The following is a 22,272-nucleotide window of genomic DNA, read 5'->3' on the forward strand; positions in this document are numbered from 1 at the left end:
AGGTTCGGCGGCAAAACTAGTGGAAATGGACGGCGATGAAAACTGAAATCAGTCTGCGTGAGTATCTGGCGACCCGCCGTTCCATTCCGGCCTTTCAGATGGGCGGTCCGGGGCCTGGAACGGCGGAAATCGAGGAGATGCTGAAGCTCGCCTCCCGCGTTCCCGATCACGGCAAACTCGCGCCCTGGCGCTTCATCGTCTATCGCGGCAAGGAGCGGGCGCGAATCAGTGGCGAGCTTGCGAAGATGGCGCTTGCCGCCAAGCCTGATCTTTCGGAAGAGATGATCAAGGTAGAAAACACGCGCCTGACCCGGGCGCCCGTTGTCGTTGCCGTCGTCAGCAAGGCGGCACCGCATTTCAAAGTTCCGGAATGGGAGCAGCTCATGTCCGCCGGTGCCGTGTGCCTCAACCTGCTGATGGCAGCCAACGCGCATGGCTTTGCTTCCAACTGGCTGACGGAATGGTACGCCTTCGATGAAAAGGCCTATCCGCTGCTTGGCGTGCAGCCTGGCGAGAGAATTGCAGGCTTCATCCATATCGGCACGCCGCAGGTGCCGCCGACGGAGCGCCCGCGACCGGAACTGGCAGACATCGTCACCTGGGTTGGCGAGGACGCGTGATGTTTTACGAGACCGGGCAAAACGCCCACGGCCTTGCCCATGATCCCTTCAAGGCGATCGTCTCGCCACGGCCGATCGGTTGGATCGGTTCGCGGGCGGCCGACGGCAGCCTCAATCTCGCGCCGTATTCCTTCTTCAACGCGATCAGCGACACGCCGAAGCTGGTGATGTTCTCGTCATCCGGCCGCAAGGATTCGGTCCGCAATATCGAGGAAACCGGCGAATTCACCGCCAATTTCGTCAGTCATGACCTCAAGGACGCAATGAACATGACATCGGCACCGGTGGCGCACGGCGAGAGCGAATTCACCCTTGCCGGATTGACGCCGGTCGAAGGCAGGCTGGTACGGGCGCCGTTCGTCGCCGAGGCCTATGCGGCGCTCGAATGCAAAGTGACGGAGATGTTCCAGCCGAAGGCTCTCGATGGTTCGACCTCCGAAAGCCACATGGTGATCGGGCAGGTCGTCGGCATCCATATTCGCGAAGAGGCGATAAAGAACGGGCGATTCGATATGGCCAAGGTCAGGCCAATCGGCCGCATGGGCTACATGGATTACTGCGACGCGGGCGACGTCTTCGAGATGTTCAGGCCAAGGCGCTAGGCAGGTCAGCCCGACGCGAGCGCCGGCAGCTGGGCGGCGTTGCGCGCGATCACGCCGGAAAAGCCGTCGGCACGGCTGACATCTCGTATTGCGCGTAACTCCTCGGGCAATAACGGCTCTTCGGTAAGCAGTTCATAACGGGGAAGACTGGCCTGCGCAGCCTTGAGCACCGTGGCTGCGCGGGCAAACAAGGCCGGCGCGCCGGGGCCACCGGCCGTAGCGCCGTTCGCCGGGCTGGCTGTCACTTTTGCCAGCGCCGCACCATCGAAGATCAGCCCCTTCAGGCGCTCCGAGGCTCCGCCAATTGCTTCTGCCGAGAGAAAGAACGCCAGCAACGCGCCGACCTCGGCAAGAATGGCGAGCGATCCGGCCACCAGCCCGTTTTCCGCTTCCGCAACGCGCAGCATGACATCGAATTTCTGGATATCGGTCACGCCGCCACAGCGTGACAGCACGAAGCCGTCCGGTCGCGCCGCTACAAGGCTTGAAAGCGCCTCTTGACCGTTGTCGCCGTCCGGCATGCCGATACGCAGAAGCGTTGGCCCCTTGATGCTGTCTGATGCACGACTATCGAGGATCGGCTGTACCCTGTCGGCTGCTGTCGCCCAGTCGCTGACGATGTCGACAATCACGGTGACGGGCTGGTCGGCCGGTACGTCCGCCGGCATCAGCGCCTCCGTTGGCGCGCAGAGCAGCGAAGGCATGATATCGAAACGGTTAACGGACATGGTGAACCAATCTTAAACCTTTAATCGCTAACATACATCGAGACTAAAATGTGGTGTTGGTGTGTAGTGAGGCGTTGGTGATCATTCAAGCATTTCTTCGCTGGGTCGAAACCGCGAAAACCGGGGATCGGGTTCGGGCAGCGTCGGCTCTGGGCCGGGCCTACGTGACGGCGGAGATGAATTCGCTCGACCATCATGCCGCCGAAATGGCGATGACCTTTCTTCTGGATGACCCGTCGCCGAAGGTGCGGCTGGCGCTCGCCGAGGCTGTTGCCGATTGCAACCGAATCCCCCGCTCGATCATCCTGTCGCTGGCCGAAGACCAGCCGGAAACCGCCTATGCCGTGATTTCCCGCTCGCCCGTGCTGAACGACATGGATCTCGTCGATCTCGCCGCCAAGGGGACGGCGGAGACACGCGCCGTCATCGCCGCGCGCCGGGCCATGTCGCCACCGGTTGCCGCTGCAATCGCCGAGATCGGTGGCGAGGAAGAAGTACTGATCCTGCTCGAAAACGAGCATGCCCGATTTTCCTGCCGGACGTTGAAGCGGTTGAGTGACCGGCTTGGTCACCTCTGGTCGATCCGCAACCGTCTGCTCGATCGCGACGACCTGCCGGCGGACGCCCGCCACGCGCTGGTCGAGAAGGTCGGCGCGGCCTTGTCCAGCTTTGGCCTGGTGCAGGCAGCGATTGGCGGGCGGCGCGTCGAACGCATTACCCGTGAAGCCTGCGACAGGGCAGCCGTCGATATGGCCGGAGCCGTGCATGCCGATCAGATTCCGGCACTGGTCGAACATCTGCGGGCGACCGGCCGTCTGACCCCCGCCTTCCTGCTGCATACCCTGTGCTCGGGCAGGATCGATTTCGTCGCTGCGGCCATTGCCAACCTGTCGGGCGTAACAGACAAGCGGGTGCGTTCGATCCTCTCCGATGGGCGGATCCACGCCATTCGCGCCTTGTTCGAAAGCGCCGGCCTCGGCTCCGATGTGAGCGCGCCCTTTGCCGAGGCGATGATGCTGTGGCGCAAGGAAAACCGGTCGGCTTCTGTCGGCGCGAGCGCCACCATTTCCTCTGTCCTGCTGTCGAAGTTGCGGGGCAGAAGGCATGCTTCGGAGGCATCCGGCGGGCTTGCCGATATCATCGAGAAATTGACGATTGCCGAGCAGCGGCAGACAGCCCGCGACTATGCCCGCCTGGCCGCCAGGGACGCTGCCTGAGGTCAGGCGCAGGTTGCGGCTCCGAGCAATCGCATCAGCGCGGAGAGCCGCCCGTTGAGCCCGTCCAATCCATTCGACGCTTTCTTGATGCCATCCAGGCAGACGTAGAGAAGATCGGTCAGCGTTGCCGCGGAAAGCCCGGTGGCTGACAGCGAGATTTCACCTCTGGATACCGCTTCCGTCAGGGCGTTTTCCATCAGCGAACGCAGGCGGGTAGAGGTCGCCGCCATCGTATCGCTGGCCAGCGCCATATTGGCCTCGAACAGTTCCTGCCCGTGCGTGCTGGCTCTCACTGGACCGAACAGGACCGTCGTGAAATCCGTCAGCGCCGCCTCCAGGCGGACAAGGAAAGGTTTCTCCGATGCAAGGGCAGCTTCGGCCGCCTTCAGCGCTTCTCCGTGATGCCATTGCATCAGCGAGCGAAAAAGGTCGTCTTTATTTCGAAAGTGCAGGTAGAGCGCGGCGCGCGACATCATGGCGGCATCGGCAATATCCTGCATCGACGCCTTCTTGAAGCCATAGCGGGTAAAGACATCCGCGGCGGCCATGACGATGTGCTGCTTCCTTTCGTCCATGCAAGTGAATTGACACTTTGGACTAAAAATGTCAAACTGACAAAATAGACAAGAAACGTCAGAATGACAGATCCAACAGGAGATCAGGCAATGCAGACAAAAAACGGGCCGGTCGTCGTTACCGGCATTGGAGGTTTCCTCGGAACGCATGTTGCGGCGCGATTGCTGCGCGCCGGCTACGATGTTCGCGGCACGTTGCGCTCGCTGAAAAGAGCAAACTCCATCGAGACGGCGATCCGCTCTGCAGATGGCGCCACTGCCGGCGAGCTGTCCTTCGTCGAGGCCGATTTGCTGTCCGACAATGGTTGGAAAACGGCGTTTTCCGGGGCGATCGGCGTGATCCACACGGCGTCACCATTCCCCTCGACCGTGCCCCGGGACGAAAACGAGCTCATTCGGCCCGCTCGTGAGGGAACGCTGCGTGTATTGCGGAACGTGAAGAAAGCGGGCATCCGCCGCGTTGTCCTGACGTCGTCAATCGCGGCGATCAACTATGGTTCGGGGAGGGCGCCATTTACCGAATCTGACTGGACCGATGTCGAAGGCCCGCTGGCCGCGCCTTATTACAAGTCCAAGACCCTCGCGGAGCGTGCCGCATGGGATTTTGCCGGCGAAAACGATCTGGAACTCGTGGTGATCAATCCCGGCATGATTCTCGGACCCATTCTCGGCAAGGATTCGGCGACTTCGGTTGGGGTCGTGAAAAACCTGTTGAAAGGTCGCTATCCGGCCGTGCCCGATTTCAGCATGTCGGTGGTCGACGTGCGCGATGTCGCCGAGGCGCATGTCCTTGCGTTGACCGTCCCGGAGGCTGCGGGCGAACGTTTCATCGCCGGGGGCGAGGCCCTGTCATTGAAGGATATTGCCGGCGTGCTGAAACGCGACTTTCCCGCCTATGCGCGCAAGCTGCCGAAATTCGTACTGCCCAATTGGCTGGCCCGCCTTGCCGCGCGCTTCGATCCGGGTCTCAAGCTGATCATCGACGAGCTGGGCCGCGATGCGCGTGTCTCCAACGAAAAGGCCAGGCGGGTTCTCGGCTGGAAACCGCGATCGGAAGAGGACGCAATTCGTGCCAGCGCCGAAAGCCTGATCGCCGCCGGTCTGGTGTAGCCGCTTACTTCGTGAATTTTCGCGCCACCCAGGAATAGCCATCCTCGATATAGTGGACCGGCTTTGTCACGGCGTCGCGCAGCCTGGAGGTATCGGGCAGGGCGCCGGAAATCATCGCCAATGTCCGGCGCGGCAGGCTCGGTTGTTGCTGTTCGGCCAAGGGTGGTGTCGGAACGGGATCCGGGTTTGCCACATGGCCTTGATCGAGCGCTGCTTGAGCCGCGGGCAAGGGGGCGGGATCCTGCACCTTTGCCATCTGCTCGCCGGACCTTTCGCAGACGGCGACGATCACCGGGTAGTTGCTGTTGGAAAACTTCGGCAGCTGCTTCTGCGATTCGGCATCGCAGATCGCAACGGTCTCCCAGGTGCCGTGCACAGTCGATACGTAGTGGCACTGGCTGACACTGTCATCGCAGCCGAGGATTGTCATGACGATCAGGGCAGGAACCATCGCGAATAGGTCTCCAGTTCGATTTCGGCATCAGCCGCCAAGGGCTCGATTCGTGTTTCGCTGACGTAACGGTCGGTTTGCCCCGGAAGTAAGGCAGGCCGGAAAAATCTTCGAAACAAATTGTTTCCGCGCGTTTCGGGGGGTGAGCGACGGTTGTCGCCATGCGAAAATTGCCGTCTGTTCGTTGGCGCAAGCTGCTCGTAGTATCGACTTAGCGGAATGAATCGATCTGTGAAGGAATACCGCCAAGTGACCGTCGTCATTGCAAAAGAACCGCCCCGCCAGCTTGGCGTGCTGAGCTTGCTTGAACAATCAGACGCCTATGCGCAATCGATCTACCCGGCCGAAAGCAATCATATGGTCGATGTGTCGGCGCTGGAAAAACCGTCGGTGGCCTTCTTCGTGGCGCGGCATGAGGGCGAGGTGGTCGGCTGCTGCGCGCTGGTGGATGCCGGCGACGGCAGCGCCGAGATCAAGCGCATGTTCGTCGATCCGAAAGCGCGTGGCTTGAAAATCGGCCGCAAACTCTTGGAGACGATCGAGAGCCATGGCCGCGGTGCCGGCCTGTCGGCCATCCGGCTCGAAACCGGTATCTATCAACCCGAGGCCATCAGCCTCTACCGGACTGCCGGCTACGTCGATATCGGTCCGTTCGGCGCCTACCAGCCCGATCCGCTCAGCCTGTTCATGGAAAAGACGATTGGCTGACGCAGCGTCAGCCGAAACAACGAAAAATCCTTTTCGTTGCGTAAGTTAGAGCAGAAACCTCAATCAGCTCGACAGCCTTTTGAATCAAGCTGGCAGGCGCCGCTAGATATCGAGGTTTTCCACAAACACCGCGCGTTCCTGGATGAAGCGGAAGCGCGCGTCCGCCTTAGTGCCCATCAGATTGTCGACGGCCTCGCGGGTGCCTTCGAAATCCACCTCGTCGATGGCAACCTTCAGCAGCGTGCGCTTGGCCGGGTCCATGGTGGTTTCCTTGAGCTGCGCCGGCATCATCTCGCCAAGACCCTTGAAGCGGCCGATCTCGACCTTGCCCCGGCCGTTGAACTCCGTTTCCATCAGTTCCACCCGATGCGCGTCATCACGGGCATAGAGCGTCTTTGCGCCTTGCGTGATGCGGTACAGCGGCGGCACGGCCAGATACAGGTGCCCGCCACGGATCAGTTCCGGCATTTCCTGGTAGAAGAAGGTGATCAGCAGCGATGCGATATGGGCGCCGTCGACGTCCGCGTCGGTCATGACGATGACGCGCTCGTAGCGCAGATCTTCCTCGCGGTATTTGCTGCGGGTGCCGCAGCCGAGCGCCTGGATCAGATCGGCAATCTGCTGGTTCGCGCCGAGCTTTTCGCGGCCGGCGCTGGCAACGTTGAGGATCTTGCCGCGCAGTGGCAGGATCGCCTGGTTGGCGCGGTTGCGCGCCTGCTTAGCCGAGCCGCCGGCCGAATCACCTTCGACGATGAAGAGTTCGGCGCCCTCGGCCGAATTCTGCGAGCAGTCGGCAAGCTTGCCCGGCAGGCGCAGCTTGCGCACGGCGGTCTTGCGGCTGACTTCCTTTTCCTTGCGGCGGCGCACGCGCTCGTCGGCGCGCTCGATCACCCATTCGAGCAGCTTTGCTGCTTCCTGCGGGTTGTCGGCGAGGAAATGGTCGAACGGGTCGCGCAGCGCGTTCTCGACGATACGCTGGGCTTCGACGGTCGCCAGCTTGTCCTTGGTCTGGCCGACGAATTCCGGCTCGCGGATGAAGACCGACAGCATGCCGGCGGCCGAAATCATCACGTCTTCGGTGGTGATGATCGCCGCCCGCTTGTTCTGCGTCAGTTCTGCGTAGGCCTTGAGCCCCTTGGTCAGCGCGATGCGGAAGCCGGCCTCATGCGTGCCGCCTTCGGGCGTCGGGATGGTGTTGCAGTAGGAATGCACGACGCTGTCGCCGCCATACCAGGTGACGGCCCATTCCAGCGCCCCATGGCCGCCGGTCTTTTCGGTCTTGCCGGCAAAGATTTCGCGCGTGACCGTGAATTCCTTGCCCATCGTCGCCTGGAGATAATCCTTCAGGCCGCCGGGGAAGTGGAAGACCGCCTTTTCCGGCGTCTCCGTGCCTTCGATCAGCGAGGGATCGCAGGACCAGCGGATTTCGACGCCGCCGAACAGATAGGCCTTGGAGCGGGCCATGCGAAACAGCCGGGCCGGATCGAACTTGGCATGCGCGCCGAAGATCTCCGGGTCCGGATGAAAGCGCACCTTGGTGCCGCGCCGGTTCTGGATATCGCCGAGCTCCTCCAGTCCGCCCTGCGGGATGCCGCGCGAAAAGCGCTGGCGGTAGAGTTTGCGGTTGCGGGCAACCTCGACTTCGAGAATATCGGACAGCGCGTTGACGACGGAGACGCCGACGCCGTGCAGACCGCCGGAGGTCTCGTAGACCTTGCTGTCGAACTTGCCGCCCGCATGCAGCACTGTCATGATCACTTCCAGCGTCGACTTGCCCGGAAATTTCGGGTGGTTTTCGACCGGAATGCCGCGGCCGTTGTCGGTGACGGAGAGGCAGCCTTCCGCATCGAGATAGACGTCGATGAAGTTCGCGTGCCCCGCTACCGCCTCGTCCATCGAGTTGTCGATGACTTCGGCGAACAGATGGTGCAGTGCCTTTTCATCCGTGCCGCCGATATACATGCCCGGACGGCGGCGCACCGGCTCCAGCCCCTCGAGCACCTCGATGGCCGATGCATTGTAGTCGCCATTGTCTGTTTTCAGGGCAGGCGTCGCATTGGTACGCTTTTCGGCAGCCGGCTGAGCAACGGCCGGCGCAACCGGCTTCGGCACGACGGGTTCGATCGCGGGCCTGGGTTTCTCGGGAAATGCTGAAAAGAGATCGTTGCTATCGGTCATTGGCTGTTCAGAGGTCTTTCCGTGGTGAGGCTTTTCGCACGATCAAGGTTGCGGACGAAGCCGCCATGAATGTCTCGCGCGAATCGCCGGAATTCTGCCAGACTCTTGGCGTCAGAGCGACCAACACGCCATGCTGTTCAGCCGGATGCCCGCAAATACACCGATTGCGCCTTCAATAGCGCCAACTGTTGCGTTGCGGAAGGCCAGATGGCAAGGCTTGGACCAAAAGAGGAACATCCCGAATGCACCTGTCCACAGCTCATTTGATTTTTCGTGGCCTTCTGGCCTGCGCCGTAATGGTCGCTTCGTCTTTTCCAGCTGCGGCCGCACAGCTGCAGCCCTTCAAGGATGAGCTGTTTTCCTATGGCACGGTCCTCGAAACGGCGGATGGCGGCGATTATCGCGTCGTCGACTATCAGGAGATGCGTGACATCAACGGCCGGGATCAGGTCCCCGAACGCCGGGCAAAACGCGCCTATGTATCGCTCGGCGTGAAAAGCGAGCAGGTCAACGAGACGATCGATGCCGCAGGGCGACCGCTCGACATCACCCGTGTCGGTCGCGGGCAGGGGGCGGCATTCGCGGTGATCTTTATCCATGGCCGTGGCGGCGACCGGCGCCTCGGGGCCAACGACTGGTCCTTCGGCGGCAATTTCAACCGGCTGAAGAACCTCGCCGTCGAAAACGGCGGCGTCTATTACGCGCCAAGCGTTCGATCCTTCGACGATGCAGGCGTGGCCGATGTAGCGGGACTGATCGCCTATGCGCAGCGTCAGTCCCCTGGCCGACCGCTGGTGCTGGCCTGCGCCTCGATGGGGAGTTTCATCTGCTGGGGCATGACCCGCAATCCTCAGGCGGTCGCCGCCCTCAAAGGCATGATGATCATGGGCGGCCCCACGGACCCGACTTTCCGCAACAGTGCCGCCTACAAGGCGAAGCTGCCGCTGTTCTTCAGCCACGGCAGCGCCGACAGCGTCTACGCCGCAGCCGATCAGGTCGCGCTCTATCGATCGCTGAAGGCGGCGGGCTATCCGAGCCGTTTCGTCCTGTTCCAGACCGGATCACACGGTACGCCGGTTCGCATGACGGATTGGCGCGATGCTCTGAACTGGATCGGACTCGATTGAATTCTCTGTAATTATATCGAGAATCGTTAACCACCGAAGTAGATTGATACTCGTGAAGCGTGCACCGTTTGCTTTTCTTAAAGCTGATCATGGGACTGTCGCCGGCACGTATTCTCGGGGTTTTATCTTATGGATGCTCGCACTGAAGCACGGCATATTCCGCTGTGCGTCGATCTTGACGGCACGTTGCTTGCCGCCGACACGCTCTGGGAGGGCGTGGCGATCGTTCTTCTGCGCAATCCGCTGATGTTCTTTGCCGTGCTTTATTGGATGGCCAAGGGCAAGGCCCGGCTGAAACACGAAATCGCCGCCCGCTCCGGGCGCCAGGCTGCCGATTGGCCGTATCGCCAAGCCGTGCTCATGCGCCTGGAGCGCGAGCGTGAAACCGGCCGTCAGATCATCCTGGTGACCGGCGCGGCCAAAAGCGTTGCCCTGGGGGTTGCCGCCCATGCCGGTGTCTTTTCCTCCGTTCTTCACAGCTCGCCCGAGGTCAACCTCACCGCCGGTCGTAAACGCGAAAAACTGGTCGAACAGTTCGGTGAAGGCGGGTTCGACTATATGGGCAACAGTCGCGACGATGTGCCGGTGTTCGACGCGGCCCGCAAGGCGATCGTCGTGGCACCGGATGCAGCGGCTGAGAGATGGCGCCGTGCCCATGATGCCGAGCGGCTGGATATCGGCAAAACGAGCCGTCTCGCCGCCTTGAAATCGATCCGCGTGCATCAGTGGGCGAAGAACGTGCTGATCGGCGTGCCGATGGTGCTCAATCACGACATCCTGCATCTCAATGCGGTGATCAATGTGATCCTTGCCTTCTTTGCCTTCAGTTTTCTTGCCTCCGCTGTCTATGTGATCAACGATCTCTCCGATCTTGCCAACGACCGGCGCCACCCGAAGAAGCGCAACAGGCCGCTGGCAAGCGGTCAGATGTCGGTGCCGATGGGGCTGACGATGGCGCTTTGCCTTGTCCTCGCATCTCTGTCGCTGACGGCTGTGCTGCCCTATGATTTCGCGCTCGTGCTTGGGTTTTACGCCGTGGCGACAACCGCCTACACGTTCGTGCTCAAGCGCAAGCTGCTGGTGGACGTCTTCACGCTGGCGGGCCTTTACACGGTTCGTATCGTTGCCGGTTCCGCCGCCACCGACACGGTGCTATCCTTCTGGCTCCTGTCCTTCTCGATCTTCTTCTTCCTTAGCCTGGCGCTGGTGAAGCGTTATGTCGAGCTCGACGAATATGATGGACGCGAGGGCAACCAGGTTCCCGGGCGCGGTTATGTGGCCGTTGATTTCGAAATGGTCGGGCAGGCCGGCGTTTCCTCGGCCTTTGCCGCCGCGCTGGTGCTGGCGCTCTATATCCACAGCAAGGAAATGCAGGAGATGTACACGCTGCCCTGGGCATTGTGGCCGCTCTGCCCGCTGGTGCTCTATATGCTCTTGCGTATCTGGATGCTCGCCCGCCGCCGCATGCTGCACGAGGATCCGGTCGTGTTCATCATGCGCGACTGGCGCAGCCTTGTGACGATGGCGCTGGGCGCCATGCTTATTCTCGCCGGTGCGCTGGGCTCGCAATGACAGATGGTGCATTCGACAGCTGGGGGCGGATCGACTGCCGTCCCCGCCAAAGCATCTCGCCGGACGCCTATGAAAACCTGCGGGACAAGGCGGCCCCCGGCGCCTTTCTGCCCTTCGGCAATGGCCGCTCCTACGGTGACAGCTGCCACAATGACCAGGGCACCTTGATCGACGGTCGCATGCGCAGCCGCATCCTCGGCTTCGATCCGGGGACCGGCATTGTCTCGTGCGACGCGGGCGTCACGCTTCATGCCATCCTCGAACGGGCGATCCCGCACCGCTTCTTCCTGCCGGTGACGCCAGGCACCGCCGCGGTGACGGTGGCCGGCGCGGTTGCCAACGACGTTCACGGCAAGAATCACCACGCGCGCGGCACCTTCGGCAAACATGTGCTGCGGCTGACGCTGCTGCGCTCGACCGGCGAATTGCTGACGTGTTCGGCAACGGAAAATCCCGAGCTGTTTCACGCCACGATCGGCGGCATGGGGCTGACCGGGCTGATCCTGTCCGTCGATCTGCAACTGATGAAGGTTCCGTCCGCCCATATCCAGCAGCACACGATCCGCTTCGACCGGCTGGAGGACTATTTCGGCATGGTCGAGCAGGTGGATGCCGAGCATGAGTATTCGGTCGCCTGGATCGACCAGCTGGCAACGGGAAAACGCGCGGGCAGGGGCGTGCTGCTTGCCGGCGACCACGCCGATGCGTCCTGCGAATTTCCCGACATGCCGCGCTCCGCAAAACTCTCGGTTCCGTTTTCACCGCCGTTCAACCTCTTGAACCGGTTCACGCTGAAGGCGTTCAACGAAGTCTACTTCCGCAAGGAAAAACGCGGCGAGACGGTGACCACCGTCAAGTGGCCCGGCTATTTCCACCCGCTGGACGCCATCGGCCAATGGAACCTGCTCTATGGACCGAAAGGCCTCTACCAGCACCAGAGCGTCTATCCGGCGGACAATGCGCCGGAGATCACGGCCCGGTTGATGGAAGCGGCGCGTCAGGCCGGCCATGCATCATTCCTCACCGTTTTGAAGAAGTTCGGCGAGCAACGGTCGCCAGCGCTTTTTTCGTTTCCGCGACCCGGTTTTACGCTGACGCTGGATTTCGCCAATCAGGGTGAACCGACCCTTAAGCTCCTCGACAGGCTCGATGCCATCGTGATTGAGGCCGGCGGTGCGATCAATCCCTACAAGGATGCCCGCATGAGCCCGCAAACCTTTGATTCTTCTTTCCCGCAGTGGCGAAAACTGGAAGCGCTGCGCGATCCGGTCATGGTCTCGAATTTCTGGAAGAGAACCGCTTTGGCTTTGCCGAAATGAGAATAGCGACAATTTGAATTAAATAAACACGGGAATTTCACGAAATATACGGCTCTTGCGTGTAGGTATCGCGGCGGGAACAGGGAACACCGACATGAAGTATATCATATTCATTCTCTTCACCGTGCTTACCAATGCCGCCGCGCAGCTCATGTTGAAACAGGGCATGCTGTCGCTTGGTCCTTTGAGCTTCACGGCCGATACTTTCATTGCCCGCATCTTCCAGGTGGTTTTCAACCCCTGGGTCTTCGCCGGACTTGCGACCTTCGTCATTTCGATGGCGTCGCATCTCTACGTCCTGTCGAAGGTTGAACTTTCCTTCGCCTATCCATTCCTCAGCCTCGCCTATGTGGCAGTGGCCGTCTTTGCCTATTTCGTCTTCCGCGAGGATCTGAACGCCTGGCGTATCGCCGGCATCGCGTTCATCTGTGTCGGAACCGTCCTCATTGCCCAATCCGGTATGTCTGGGGCAGGCATGTCTTCCCACGACAGCCAGCCGTCGCTTGACGCTGCGGGCGCAACAACAGCAAAAATCGGGAGCGCATCATGAAGCATATCATTTTCGGCGGTGACGGCTTCGTCGGCCGTCATCTGGCTGAACGGCTCGTGCAGGACGGCGAGGAGGTTGTCGTCGCCGATATCGTCAAATCCGACCTGCCGCACTATGCCCGCGCCCGTTTCGTGCGCTGCGACGTGACCGATCCGGATGATGTCATGAACGTCGAGATCGGCCAGGATGACATGGTCTACAACATGGCAGCCAAGATGCTGTCGCCGCTGCAGGTGCGTGCCAAGCGCTGGGAATTTTTCTGGCCGGTGAATTACTACGGCGCCGAAAACATCATGAAGGCGACGGCGAAATCCGGCGCCAGCCGGCTGGTGCAGTTCACCACCGACATGATCTACGGCCACACCGTGCAATCGCCGCAGACGGAAAATCATCCGGCCAACCCGCTCGGTGAATATGGTAAGTCGAAATGGGCAACCGAACAGCTCGCCGCCCAATGGCGCAAGCAGGGCATGAACATCTCGATTTTTCGCCCGCGCCTGATTATCGGCCCCGGCCGCCTCGGCATCCTGGAAAAGCTGTTCAAGCTGATCGACGCAAACCTGCCGGTGCCGATGATCGGTTCGGGCAAGAACCCGTATCAGTTCATCTCGGTGTTCGATTGCGCCGAGGCCGCCCGGCTTGCCTGGAAGGGCGGCGTGCCGAACGAGGCCTACAATCTCGGCTCCGACAACCCGCCGTCCGTGCGCAAGCTGCTGGGCGACCTGATCGTCCATGCGGGCTCCAGGTCGTTCCTGCTGCCGACACCGGCTTTTGCGGTCAAGGCGACGCTCGCGGCGTTCGATTTCATCAACATGCCGATCATGGATCCTGAACAGTATCTGATCGCCGACGAGATGTGCATCCGCGAAACCGGCAAGCTGAAGCGCGAGCTTGGCTGGAAGCCGCAGTACAATGACGGTGCCATGCTGATCGCAGCCTATGACGAATATCGCACCAAGAAGGCCGGCAAGGCCTTCGCACACGCTTCAGCCGTAGCGGCAGAATGAACGAGGGGAACATCGCAATGCTCGACAAGCCAGCCCGCGTCACCGTCGACGCACCCGCCCTCGATGCCCCTGCTCTTGGCGGCGGCATCCGGAAGCCGGATCTGATCACCGTCGAACAGGCCAAGGCGATGAGCCTTGCCGACATGACGACGCTCTTCAAGGATCACCTGAACCCAGGCCAGCTTCACTTCATGAAGCTGCTCGGCTTCAACAAGGTCAAGGTCGAGAGCGCCGAGGGGATGTACTATACCGACCAGAACGGCCGGAAGATCCTCGATTTCTTCGGTGGCTTCGGCTCGCTCGCCTTCGGCCACAATCATCCGCGCATCCTCTCGGCCCGCAAGAAATTCCAGGACGAAAACCGTCACGAGATCGCGATCGCCTTCATGTCGCAATATGCGTCGGCGCTCGCCAGGAATCTCGCGGCAATCGCCCCGGGCGACCTCGATATGGTCTTCCTCGGCTCCTCCGGTTCGGAAGCTATGGAGGCGGCGCTGAAGGTGGCCGAGCGGGCCGCCGGCCCGAAGCGTCCGCGGATCGTCTATGCCGAAAACTCGTTCCACGGAAAGACCAAGGGTGTCTTGTCGATCACCGACGGCCCGCTGTATCGCGGCGAGTTCAAGCTGCTCGACAACAATGTCAAGGTGCCGTTCGGCGATATCGATGCCATCCGCAACGCGTTCGAACGCGATCCGACGATCGGCGTTCTGGTGCTCGAAACCATCCAGGGCGGCGGCGGCATCATTTCTGCGCCGCCGGAATTCTGGCGCGAGGTTCGTGCGCTTTGCGACAAGCACGGCGTGATCTGGGTCGCCGATGAAGTCCAGTGCGGCATGGGCCGCTCGGGTCGATTCTTCGCCTTCGAACATGCCGGCGTCGTTCCGGACGTGACGGCGCTTGCCAAGTCGCTCGGCGGCGGCAAGTCGGCGATGGCCGCGATGATCGCCAGGCGCGACGTCTACATGAAGGCCTACGGCACCAAGAATACCGCGATGATCCACGCCCAGGCCACGTTCGGCGGCATCGGCGAGGCCTGCATCACCGCGATCGAAGGCCTCAACATCATGTATGACGAGGACTTGATCGAGAATGCAGCGGTGCAGGGCGACTACCTGCTTGAGCGGCTGACTACTCTCAAGGCGAAATATCCGAAGATCATCAAGGATGTCCGCGGCCAGGGCCTGATGGTTGGCCTGGAATTCCAGGATTTCAGCCAGACCCTGCCGATGGTCCTGCGCCCGGTCGTCGGCGTGCTTGACGACAAGCTGAAGGGCTCGCTCTCGGGCTTTATCGGCGCCCTGCTCTTGAAGGACTACGACACGCTCGTCGCCTTCACCGAATATAATCGCAACGTCATCCGGCTCGAGCCGCCGCTGATCTGCGAACGCCAACATGTTGACCAGTTCGTCGATGCGCTCGATGATCTGCTTGGCCGCGGCATTATCCGCATCGTCAAGGATTTCATTGGCAGCCAGTTCGACTGAGTTCTCTTCCATCCGCAAATCAGCAGGCCCGGCATTCGCAACGCCGGGCCTGCTGTCATTTGAGCGTCGAAATCTCGACCCGGCGGTTGCGACCGTCCTGCGGGCTATCCGGAAAGAGCAGGGCGGTTTCGCCGAAAGCGCGCACGACCAGCCGCTGCGGAGCGATCTTGTAGCGCGAGACCAGGTACTGCGTCGCCGAGGCGGCGCGTGCCCGGCTGAGCTGGAGATTGTCGCCGTCGGTGCCGGTCGCATCCGTATGCCCGCCGATCACGAACCGGTAGGCGGAGAGCTCGCTCGATTGCAGAGCTTTGCCGACATTGTCGAGAAGCTGTTGCGCCTGCGGCGTCAACTCGGCGGACCCGAAGTGAAAGTTGACGGCGAGATTGACCGTTGCCGCGAGCTTGTCGCCATAGCTGTTGATCGTCTCCAGTTCCTTGGCGCCGACGATCTTCAACCCGCGTGTCTTCTCCTTCTGAGCCAGGATCGGATCGAGCGAGCGGACAAGAACATCCGGCGTTGCGGTCGTCAGCACCTCCTGGGCTGTTGCCGTAGCGGCAGGAATGCTGAAAAACATCAGAGCCGTGAAAAGCTTACCGTGCATCGATCCGCCCCGTGTTTGCCGGGCCATGCAGTAAACCAGTAATGTTTTTCGAAGGATAGGAGCCCATCTATACACCGTCAATTCCCAAGGGATGCTGGAGTTTCGGCGCATTATGGGATTGGAGAGGTCGGCAGGCTTGTTCCCACAGTAACAAGCCTGCAAATGCGGGAACGGCGTGGCGTCGAGAGCCGCTGATCCTAATGCTTCTGGCCATTCACCGTCATGTTGAACTCGACGATGTTGGAATAGATCGGCAAACCGGCAGACATGTTGTAGCGGTCGCGATAGATGTCCCCTTGAATATGAAAGCTGATGACGCGGCGGCTCCATTTCGTCAGTTTCGCGCTGAACTGTTCGGTTCTGGTCGTACCCTTCGCCGTCAGCTTGCCCTCGATCTCCGCCGTGTCCTCGCCGGTTTGCGTGATCTTTGTCGAGCGGAACACGATTTCGGGATAGTTGGCGCTGTCGAAAATCGCCGACGAGCGCAGAAACTTCTCGATGCGCGGCTCGCCGGTTTGCACTGTCTCGGGAAAGAGCGAGAATTCGACCTTGGATTTGCGGATGTCCTTGCCATCCAGCTGCAATGTGCCGGAAAACCTGCCGAATTTTCCCGAGATGCCGCCACCGCCGGTTTGCGCAACCGAGAAGTTGATCTGTGATGATGCATCGATATCGTATCGCCCGGCTGCGTCGTCGAGCGAGGGCGCACGTGCCTGGGCGCCTGTCGCCGCAAGGACCAGCGCCCAGGCGGCAAGGCTTGGTCCGTAAGTTTGTCTCATCGATCGCCTCCTTCCGGCTGTTGATCGGCGTTGGACGCCGCACCACGCCGGAATATTCCAAGCATCCGCCTCAAAACCACGTCCCGGTGCCAGAAGTGATGCAGGAGAGCAGCACCCGCATGCAGGGCGACGAGACCGGCCAGGCCGTAGGCGAGCCAGGCATGCGCGTTGCTCCAGAACGTTTCGGCAGCCTCCGACTTTTCCATCGGCAGATGCGGAATGAGCAACCGGTTGAAAAACAGGGTTGGGATATTGAGCGTCGAGGTCGAGGCGATCGCCCAGCCGGCCAACGGAACGGCGATAGTCAATGCCAGCAGGAGCGCGTGGGTCACCGACGAGCCGCGCCTTTCGAGGCTTGAGAGGCTGGCAACGGGGTCCGGATGGATGTTGGAGAGCCACCAGATGAGGCGGATGAATGCCAGCGAAAGCGCCGTCATGCCGAAGGATTTATGCCATTGATAGAGAGAGAACTGCAGTTCCGGGTCGATATCCGGCCGGGTCATGACGTAGCCCAGGATGATCAGACCCACGATGAGGAAGGCGATCGCCCAGTGGAGGACGATCGTGCCCCATCCGAAAGTATCTTGCCGGTTGCGTAGCATGAAGGCCTCCCATCGCAGATCCATTTTGCAAGTCATTGTTGCTTTGACGCGCGCGGGCAAGCATTTAGTCCCTCACGCTCTTGCTCGGCACCGCTTTCCTTTGCCCGGCATATTTGCTAGGGCCGTTGCCGGGAAACGACTATTGCAGTGAGGAGATCGCATGACGCCCGAAATACGTCCGCTTGTGGCCGGAAACTGGAAGATGAATGGTCTGCGGGCGTCGCTCGACCAGATCAAGGCGATGGCGGAAGGCGTCAAGGGCGAGCTGTCGGAAAAGGTCGAGACCCTGATCTGCCCGCCCGCGACGTTGCTCTATGTTGCAACCGCACTCTGCGACGACAGCCCGCTTTTGATCGGCGCCCAGGATTGCCATGAAAAGGTCTCCGGCGCCCATACCGGCGATATCTCGGCCGAGATGATCGCCGATTGCTTCGGCACCCACGTGATTGTCGGCCATTCCGAGCGCCGCACCGACCATGCCGAGACTGACGCGCTGGTTCGGGCAAAGGCCGAGGCAGCCTTCGCGGCCGGTCTGGTCGCCATCATCTGCATCGGCGAGACTGGTGACGAGCGCAAGGCAGGCCAGACCCTGGATGTGCTGAAACGCCAGCTCGCCGGTTCCGTTCCCGACAGCGCCACCGCCGAAAACACTGTCATCGCCTACGAGCCGGTGTGGGCGATCGGCACCGGCCTGACGCCGACGGCAAGGGATGTCGAGGAAGCGCACGCCTTCCAGCGTTCGGAGCTTGTCGCCCGCTTTGGCGCGGCGGGAGCAAAGATGCGCATTCTCTATGGCGGATCGGTCAAGCCGGGCAATGCCAGGGAACTGATGGGCGTTGCCAATGTCGATGGCGCCTTGATCGGCGGGGCGAGCTTGAAAGCCGACGATTTCCTCGCCATCTACCGGGCGTACGAAGAATTGACAGCCTGAACTCGTCGATAGGCGAGGAGGGGCTTTTAATGCGCGGTGGCTTGGTATATGCAGCCGCCAACACTAATTTTCCCCGCGTGCTGCGGGCGCTGAAACCTGCCTGGGGTTCCGTGCGTCTCTCATGCCGGGCGATCACCCGATTGCGCTTCGGTTCCGGCTTGCCAAAGCCGGACGAGGCATGATCCAAGGCAGGACTGGACAAAATGCAGACCGTATTGCTTGTCATCTATCTCATGGTTGTGCTGGCGCTGATCGGCGTCGTGCTCATTCAGCGTTCCGAAGGCGGCGGTCTCGGCATTGGCGGCGGTTCCGGCTTCATGTCCGCGCGCGGCACGGCCAACGCGCTGACCCGCACCACGGCGATCCTCGCTGCCCTCTTCTTCGTTCTGGCTCTGGCCATGGGCATTCTCTCCCGCTACCAGCCGGATGCGACAGACGTTCTCGACCGGATTCCCGGCACGACCAACAACGGCAAGGGCGTGCTTGATTCGCTCGGCGGCGGCACGACCGCGCCGGCCGGCGAGACCCCTGCGCAGTCCGGCGCCAACACCCAGACTCCGGCGACCGAGACCCCTGCGACGCAGACCCCGGCAACGACCGAGACCAAGCCTGCCACATCCAGCTCGGATGTTCCGACCGGCCAGTAAGGCCGATGCAAGATTGAACCGCCGGCGGAAGCCAGTCTTCCGCCGGTTTTCTTTTGTTTGGATTCTGCCGCCTTAAGCCTTTTGAACGGAAAAATTCTGGAAGATGAATTTTTCGGTGGCGGAATCATTTTTGAAACGGTATCCGGTGAAGCCCATGGCGCGATATGTATTCATCACTGGCGGCGTGGTTTCTTCCCTTGGAAAAGGGATTGCCGCAGCCGCTCTCGGAGCGTTGCTGCAGGCCCGGGGCTACCGGGTCAGGCTTCGCAAACTCGACCCCTATCTCAACGTCGATCCGGGCACCATGAGCCCGACGCAGCACGGCGAAGTGTTCGTGACCGACGACGGCGCGGAGACGGACCTCGATCTCGGTCACTACGAGCGCTTTACCGGCCGCTCGGCGACCAAGACCGACAACATCACCACCGGCCGGATCTACAAGAACATCATCGACAAGGAACGCCGCGGCGATTACCTCGGCGCCACCGTCCAGGTCATCCCGCACGTCACCAACGAGATCAAGAACTTCGTCACCGAAGGCAATGAAGACTATGACTTCGTCATCTGCGAAATCGGCGGCACGGTCGGCGATATCGAGGCGATGCCGTTCATGGAGGCGATCCGCCAGCTGAAGAACGATCTTCCGCGCGGCACCGCGATCTATGTCCACCTGACGCTGATGCCGTATATCTCGGCGGCCGGCGAACTGAAGACCAAGCCGACCCAGCATTCGGTCAAGGAACTGCAGGCGCTCGGCATTCACCCTGATGTCCTGCTCGTGCGCGCCGATCGCGAAATCCCGGAAGCCGAGCGTCGCAAGCTGTCGCTGTTCTGCAACGTTCGTCCGTCCGCCGTCATCCAGGCGCTGGATGTGGCGAGCATCTACGACGTGCCGATCGCCTATCACAAGGAAGGCCTCGACAACGAAGTCCTTGCTGCCTTCGGCATCGAGCCGGCTCCGGCCCCGCGCATCGAAAACTGGCTGGATGTCGCCAACCGCATCCGCACGCCGGAAGGCGAGGTGACCATCGCCATCGTCGGCAAGTACACCGGCCTCAAGGACGCCTACAAATCGCTGATCGAGGCGCTCTACCACGGCGGCATTGCCAACCGCATCAAGGTCAAGCTCGAGTGGATCGAATCGGAAGTCTTCGAGCAGGAAGACCCAGCGCCGTATCTCGAAAAGGTCCACGGCATTCTCGTGCCCGGCGGTTTCGGCGAACGCGGCTCGGAAGGCAAGATTCTGGCGGCACGCTTCGCCCGTGAACGCAAGGTGCCCTATTTCGGCATCTGCTTCGGCATGCAGATGGCGGTCGTCGAAGCGGCTCGCAATCTCGCCGGCATCGAAAAGGCCTCCTCGACGGAATTCGGTCCGACCGGCGAACCGGTAGTCGGCCTGATGACGGAGTGGGTGAAGGGCAACGCACTCGAGAAGCGCGCCGCTTCCGGCGACCTCGGCGGCACGATGCGGCTCGGTGCCTACAAGGCAAGCCTCAAGAAGGGCACCAAGATTGCCGAGATCTACGGCTCGACCGAGATTTCCGAGCGCCATCGCCACCGCTACGAAGTGAATGTCGACTACAAGGAACGCTTGGAAGCCTGCGGCCTCGACTTCTCGGGCATGTCGCCGGACGGCGTCCTGCCGGAAACCGTCGAGTACCCGGATCACCCGTGGTTCATCGGCGTCCAGTACCATCCGGAACTGAAGAGCCGTCCGCTCGACCCGCACCCGCTGTTTGCAAGCTTCATCGAAGCCGCCGTCGAGCAGAGCCGGCTGGTCTGACGATTTGCGGAGGGGCCGGTCATAGCGCCGGCCGCCGATCGTGTGTGGAACTCCGTTTACCGTTGAGCCCGCTTGCAACAGACCGTTGCGAGCGGGTTTTTCCGTCAGGATATTCTTTTGAGGTATCTTGGGAGACTGTCGCTGCAAAAGACCGATTTGTGATTCGCAAAATCGATCGCGGACGGCCGTTTTTATCGGGACTTTTTGAAGCAGACGATTGATCTGCTTTCGGCCCGAAGGGGCGGCAGGCGTCGTCGCAAGTCAGTTCGTGCAGTCGATCGCTCACTGGCTTGCACTTGGTCGTCTCGGAGCGGCAGGCATTCATATGCTCTAGGTGGCGACACAATAGTGTGCGGGGCATCCGACCCCGCGCAAGAGCTAAGCCGTGACCGTCCGCAAAGAGTAAACCTCCAATATTTTCCCCGCATTCATCGGTTTGTTAGCGCGAATATCAACAAGAACCCAGCGGCCACGGCCAGTGCGGCAGACTGCTGGTATTGCGTCTTTGCTGACCTGGGCAAAAGATCCGCGATTGTGAGATAAAACATACCCCCTGCGCCGAACGCCAAGAGAACCCCCAGCATGCTCGGAGCTATGTCGCTCAGAAAAGTCCATCCGACGATAGCAGACGAGAACAGGGCTAAGCCGATCAGGCAGGTCCACACATATATCGATCGAGAGGCATTCTCCCCTTCTTCTGCCCGGATGATTTCAGCGATGCTCATCCCCTCGACGACGTTGTCCAGCATGATAGCTACCCCGATCATGACACCTAGATTTGGATCAGCGGCGAGACCGACCCCGATGCTTAACCCCTCGATCAGTTCCTCAATTGCGGTGCTGCCAGCAAGGAGGGTAACTTTGGATCCCCGGGCTCGTTGGATACGATGCAGGCGAGAAAGCTTGTGCCATTCGTCGGATTCGTGCCCCGCGATGAATCCGTGATTGATGTAGAGGTCGAAGATATAAACTGTCAGAAAGCCGACAACGAAACCGGCGATGGTTGGGATCTTACCAGCGGCAGCTCCAGCCGTGGGTATCATTTCGAAGGTAAAAGTGCCCAATAGCACGCCAGCAGCCATGCCTACCGAGATCGACAAAAATAGCGTCCCGATCTTGCCGTGTGATCCCAGCCAACCACCTACCGGCGACGCAATGGCAGCCCCACTGGCCAACAATAAAAAGGCAAAGTTGCCTTCGACGATGTGCCACGCCCCGAACATAAGTACTCTTCCCCCATGGGATGGAGTATCTCTGTGTCTGTGAAGCAGAATGGTCGCTGTTGAAGGGAGTTACGCAGGTTTAATGAGCACGCGTAGTGCCTGATTCGTTAAATCAACTCGTGACCATAGGTGATCCGCTTGATGATAGTATATATCTGAGCCGTCCGCTTTCGGCTACACGGAAGGCGATCAACGGCCAGCACCGGGAGTTCGGCGCCTGAACGGACAACTTCCGCTGCTGGTGCCAAGCGGAAGAGCGTGTCGCATAAATCTTAAACAGAAATACTGGCTCTGAGAACCATGGGGATTTCTGTCGCGGACATCGGTCGGAGACGCCGCTGACGTCGAGAAAACCTCCCCGCCGATCCCCGCCTCAAAAACCCGTGCCATGATCATGGCGTCCTGTCACGGATACACCGCAAGACGTTGGCGGCGAGGCAGGGCTGGCGCTCCACGGG

General features: G+C 60.8%; 22 protein-coding genes. 14 read left to right on the forward strand and 8 right to left on the reverse strand.

Annotation, left to right across the window (positions count from 1 at the left end):
- Window positions 1-35 precede the first annotated feature (35 nt).
- Both A3AY_RS0107765 and A3AY_RS0107770 read left to right on the forward strand, forming a co-directional pair.
- Window positions 36-620 (forward strand): nitroreductase family protein, encoded by a 585-nt coding sequence (locus tag A3AY_RS0107765; protein WP_018325114.1) that lies wholly within the window; start codon window positions 36-38, stop codon window positions 618-620.
- Window positions 620-1,222 (forward strand): flavin reductase family protein, encoded by a 603-nt coding sequence (locus A3AY_RS0107770; protein WP_018325115.1) that lies wholly within the window; start codon window positions 620-622, stop codon window positions 1,220-1,222. The genes A3AY_RS0107765 and A3AY_RS0107770 overlap by 1 nt, the downstream gene beginning before the upstream one ends.
- Before the next feature lie 5 nt (window positions 1,223-1,227).
- On the opposite strand, the gene A3AY_RS34715 is transcribed toward A3AY_RS0107770, so the two are convergent.
- Window positions 1,228-1,950 carry a hypothetical protein gene (locus A3AY_RS34715; RefSeq protein WP_018325116.1) on the reverse strand — a complete coding sequence of 241 codons (723 nt, stop codon included), beginning with the start codon at window positions 1,948-1,950 and terminating at the stop codon, window positions 1,228-1,230.
- 77 nt (window positions 1,951-2,027) lie between these two features.
- Here A3AY_RS34715 and A3AY_RS0107780 point away from each other — a divergent pair, with 77 nt between their 5' ends.
- Entirely contained in the window at window positions 2,028-3,167 is a 1,140-nt protein-coding gene (locus tag A3AY_RS0107780; RefSeq protein WP_026203219.1) for a DUF2336 domain-containing protein, read from the forward strand.
- Window positions 3,168-3,169: 2 nt separating this feature from the next.
- On the opposite strand, the gene A3AY_RS34720 is transcribed toward A3AY_RS0107780, so the two are convergent.
- Window positions 3,170-3,715 carry a TetR/AcrR family transcriptional regulator gene (locus A3AY_RS34720; RefSeq protein WP_162709263.1) on the reverse strand — a complete coding sequence of 182 codons (546 nt, stop codon included), beginning with the start codon at window positions 3,713-3,715 and terminating at the stop codon, window positions 3,170-3,172.
- A 117-nt stretch (window positions 3,716-3,832) separates the two neighbouring features.
- On the opposite strand from A3AY_RS34720, the gene A3AY_RS0107790 reads away from it, so the two are divergent.
- Window positions 3,833-4,852, forward strand: coding sequence for an SDR family oxidoreductase (locus tag A3AY_RS0107790; RefSeq protein ID WP_018325119.1), 1,020 nt, complete (start codon window positions 3,833-3,835; stop codon window positions 4,850-4,852).
- Between the two features lie 4 nt (window positions 4,853-4,856).
- Here A3AY_RS0107790 and A3AY_RS0107795 read toward each other — a convergent pair whose 3' ends face one another.
- Complete coding sequence (locus A3AY_RS0107795) at window positions 4,857-5,303, reverse strand: hypothetical protein (protein ID WP_018325120.1); 447 nt, start codon at window positions 5,301-5,303, stop codon at window positions 4,857-4,859.
- A gap of 219 nt (window positions 5,304-5,522) precedes the next feature.
- On the opposite strand from A3AY_RS0107795, the gene A3AY_RS0107800 reads away from it, so the two are divergent.
- Entirely contained in the window at window positions 5,523-6,011 is a 489-nt protein-coding gene (locus A3AY_RS0107800; RefSeq protein ID WP_051108320.1) for a GNAT family N-acetyltransferase, read from the forward strand.
- Between the two features lie 102 nt (window positions 6,012-6,113).
- On the opposite strand, the gene parE is transcribed toward A3AY_RS0107800, so the two are convergent.
- On the reverse strand, window positions 6,114-8,189 hold the full coding sequence (parE, locus tag A3AY_RS0107805; RefSeq protein ID WP_018325122.1) for a DNA topoisomerase IV subunit B: 2,076 nt from the start codon (window positions 8,187-8,189) through the stop codon (window positions 6,114-6,116).
- Window positions 8,190-8,431: 242 nt separating this feature from the next.
- Between parE and A3AY_RS0107810 the strand changes: the two genes are divergently transcribed.
- From A3AY_RS0107810 to A3AY_RS0107835, 6 genes are all read left to right on the forward strand, one after another.
- Window positions 8,432-9,316, forward strand: a complete 885-nt coding sequence (locus A3AY_RS0107810; RefSeq protein ID WP_018325123.1) for an alpha/beta hydrolase — start codon at window positions 8,432-8,434, stop codon at window positions 9,314-9,316.
- Window positions 9,317-9,445: 129 nt separating this feature from the next.
- On the forward strand, window positions 9,446-10,888 hold the full coding sequence (locus tag A3AY_RS0107815) for a UbiA family prenyltransferase (RefSeq protein WP_018325124.1): 1,443 nt from the start codon (window positions 9,446-9,448) through the stop codon (window positions 10,886-10,888).
- Window positions 10,885-12,207 carry an FAD-binding oxidoreductase gene (locus tag A3AY_RS0107820; RefSeq protein ID WP_018325125.1) on the forward strand — a complete coding sequence of 441 codons (1,323 nt, stop codon included), beginning with the start codon at window positions 10,885-10,887 and terminating at the stop codon, window positions 12,205-12,207. Before A3AY_RS0107815 ends, A3AY_RS0107820 begins: the two co-directional genes overlap by 4 nt.
- A gap of 94 nt (window positions 12,208-12,301) precedes the next feature.
- Window positions 12,302-12,757, forward strand: a complete 456-nt coding sequence (locus A3AY_RS34725; RefSeq protein ID WP_018325126.1) for a DMT family transporter — start codon at window positions 12,302-12,304, stop codon at window positions 12,755-12,757.
- Complete coding sequence (locus tag A3AY_RS0107830) at window positions 12,754-13,764, forward strand: NAD-dependent epimerase/dehydratase family protein (protein ID WP_018325127.1); 1,011 nt, start codon at window positions 12,754-12,756, stop codon at window positions 13,762-13,764. The genes A3AY_RS34725 and A3AY_RS0107830 overlap by 4 nt, the downstream gene beginning before the upstream one ends.
- Window positions 13,765-13,781: 17 nt before the next feature.
- Complete coding sequence (locus A3AY_RS0107835; RefSeq protein WP_085995014.1) at window positions 13,782-15,248, forward strand: aspartate aminotransferase family protein; 1,467 nt, start codon at window positions 13,782-13,784, stop codon at window positions 15,246-15,248.
- A gap of 55 nt (window positions 15,249-15,303) precedes the next feature.
- On the opposite strand, the gene A3AY_RS37000 is transcribed toward A3AY_RS0107835, so the two are convergent.
- From A3AY_RS37000 to A3AY_RS34735, 3 genes are all read right to left on the reverse strand, one after another.
- Entirely contained in the window at window positions 15,304-15,849 is a 546-nt protein-coding gene (locus A3AY_RS37000; RefSeq protein ID WP_018325129.1) for an OmpA family protein, read from the reverse strand.
- Window positions 15,850-16,046: 197 nt separating this feature from the next.
- Window positions 16,047-16,628, reverse strand: a complete 582-nt coding sequence (locus A3AY_RS0107845) for a YceI family protein (RefSeq protein ID WP_018325130.1) — start codon at window positions 16,626-16,628, stop codon at window positions 16,047-16,049.
- A complete protein-coding gene (locus A3AY_RS34735) occupies window positions 16,625-17,230 on the reverse strand; it encodes a cytochrome b (RefSeq protein WP_040668338.1) in 606 nt (201 codons plus the stop codon). Before A3AY_RS34735 ends, A3AY_RS0107845 begins: the two co-directional genes overlap by 4 nt.
- Before the next feature lie 160 nt (window positions 17,231-17,390).
- On the opposite strand from A3AY_RS34735, the gene tpiA reads away from it, so the two are divergent.
- From tpiA to A3AY_RS0107870, 3 genes are all read left to right on the forward strand, one after another.
- On the forward strand, window positions 17,391-18,161 hold the full coding sequence (gene tpiA, locus A3AY_RS0107855) for a triose-phosphate isomerase (RefSeq protein WP_018325132.1): 771 nt from the start codon (window positions 17,391-17,393) through the stop codon (window positions 18,159-18,161).
- 203 nt (window positions 18,162-18,364) lie between these two features.
- On the forward strand, window positions 18,365-18,808 hold the full coding sequence (gene secG, locus A3AY_RS0107860; RefSeq protein ID WP_018325133.1) for a preprotein translocase subunit SecG: 444 nt from the start codon (window positions 18,365-18,367) through the stop codon (window positions 18,806-18,808).
- Between the two features lie 145 nt (window positions 18,809-18,953).
- Window positions 18,954-20,591 (forward strand): CTP synthase, encoded by a 1,638-nt coding sequence (locus A3AY_RS0107870; RefSeq protein ID WP_276325089.1) that lies wholly within the window; start codon window positions 18,954-18,956, stop codon window positions 20,589-20,591.
- A gap of 428 nt (window positions 20,592-21,019) precedes the next feature.
- Here A3AY_RS0107870 and A3AY_RS0107875 read toward each other — a convergent pair whose 3' ends face one another.
- On the reverse strand, window positions 21,020-21,814 hold the full coding sequence (locus tag A3AY_RS0107875) for a ZIP family metal transporter (protein WP_018325136.1): 795 nt from the start codon (window positions 21,812-21,814) through the stop codon (window positions 21,020-21,022).
- Window positions 21,815-22,272 lie beyond the last annotated feature (458 nt).

Origin of the sequence: Rhizobium giardinii bv. giardinii H152 (genome assembly GCF_000379605.1) — a bacterium.
In the GTDB taxonomy this organism is placed as follows: Bacteria; Pseudomonadota; Alphaproteobacteria; order Rhizobiales; family Rhizobiaceae; genus Pararhizobium; species Pararhizobium giardinii.